Origin of the sequence: Pseudomonas sp. PS02303, assembly GCF_029959925.1 — a bacterium.
Taxonomy (GTDB): Bacteria; Pseudomonadota; Gammaproteobacteria; order Pseudomonadales; family Pseudomonadaceae; genus Aquipseudomonas; species Aquipseudomonas mandelii.
The window spans coordinates 1-1,310 of the sequence record NZ_JASCOM010000521.1; the positions used below are offsets into that span (position 1 = coordinate 1).

Here is a 1,310-nt window from a genome sequence, read left to right on the forward strand (position 1 = left end):
GCTCGCGAAGGGGTCATAACATTCAGCATCGCTGTTGAATGTGAAACCGCTTTCGCGAGCAGGCTCGCTCCCACATTTTTACTTGTGTAACTCAGACTCAGCTCTTGCGAGCCCAACGTTCGCGCCAGACCTGCTGCTCGGACTTGGTCTGGAAGGTCCAGGCGACGAAGCGGCTTTGCTTCTGCCCCTGGGACATTTCCACGACCTGGCTTTCCAGAACACCGGCCTTTTTCAGCGCCGTCTGGATCGAAGGCAGGTTAGAAGCCTTTGACACCAACGTGCTGAACCACAAGACCTTGTGCTGGAAGTGCGCACTCTCGGCGATCAGTTGTGTCACAAACCGTGCTTCGCCACCCTCACACCACAATTCTGCCGATTGACCGCCAAAGTTCAGCACCGGCAGTTTGCGTTTAGGATCGGCGCGGCCCAAAGCGCGCCATTTACGCTCGCTGCCTTTGGTCGCTTCGTCCATCGAAGCATGGAACGGCGGGTTGCACATGGTCAGGTCAAAGCGTTCGCCGGGTTCCAGCAAGCCCAGCAGAATGTGCTTGGGATTACTTTGCTGACGCAACTGGATGGCTTTGTTCAGTCCGTTGGATTGCACGATGGCTTTGGCCGCGGCCACCGCCGTCGGGTCGATTTCCGAACCGAGGAAGTGCCAGCGGTAGTCGCTGTAGCCGATCAACGGATAGACGCAGTTGGCGCCCATGCCGATATCGAGCACTTTGACCGGTGCGCCACGAGGGATTTCGCCGTCGTTGACGCTGGCCAGCAGGTCGGCCAGGAAGTGCACGTAATCGGCACGGCCCGGAACCGGTGGGCAGAGGTAATCGGCCGGGATATCCCAATGGGCGATACCGTAAAACGACTTGAGCAGCGCCCGGTTGAACACCCGCACCGCATCCGGGCTGGCGAAGTCGATGCTTTCCTTGCCATAGGGGTTGATGATCACGAACTTCGCCAGTTCCGGCGTGGTTTTGATCAGCGCCGGGAAGTCGTAGCGACCCTGATGGCGGTTGCGCGGGTGCAGGCTGGCCTTTTCGCGCGGCTCAACGGCTTTGGCCGGTGTCGCGGTGTCGGGCTTCTTGCGCGCAGGTCTTGGAGTGCGGGGGGCGTTCATGGGCGTGGTCGATTCGGGTATGGCTAAAAGTGGCGGGTATTGTCCCACATCCGGGCGTTGTGAACCCAATTGTGACAAACACCTGTATTCCCCTGTGGGAGCGAGCCTGCTCGCGAAGAGGCCGTTTCAGCCAGCATCAATGTTGAATGACAAACCGCTTTAGCGAGCAGGCTCGCTCCCACAGGGGATT

The 1,310-nt window shown here is 59.2% G+C and carries 1 protein-coding gene; it reads right to left on the reverse strand.

Annotated elements, in window-relative coordinates; translation table 11 throughout:
• Nucleotides 1–97 precede the first annotated feature (97 nt).
• Complete coding sequence (rlmF, locus tag QMX98_RS34635; RefSeq protein WP_010463074.1) at nucleotides 98–1,120, reverse strand: 23S rRNA (adenine(1618)-N(6))-methyltransferase RlmF; 1,023 nt, start codon at nucleotides 1,118–1,120, stop codon at nucleotides 98–100.
• Between the last annotated feature and the right edge of the window lie 190 nt (nucleotides 1,121–1,310).

Coding starts and splice junctions, on each gene's coding strand:
- rlmF (WP_010463074.1), bottom strand. CDS start 1,120: ATGAACGCCCCCCGCACTCCAAGACCTGCGCGCAAGAAGCCCGACACC.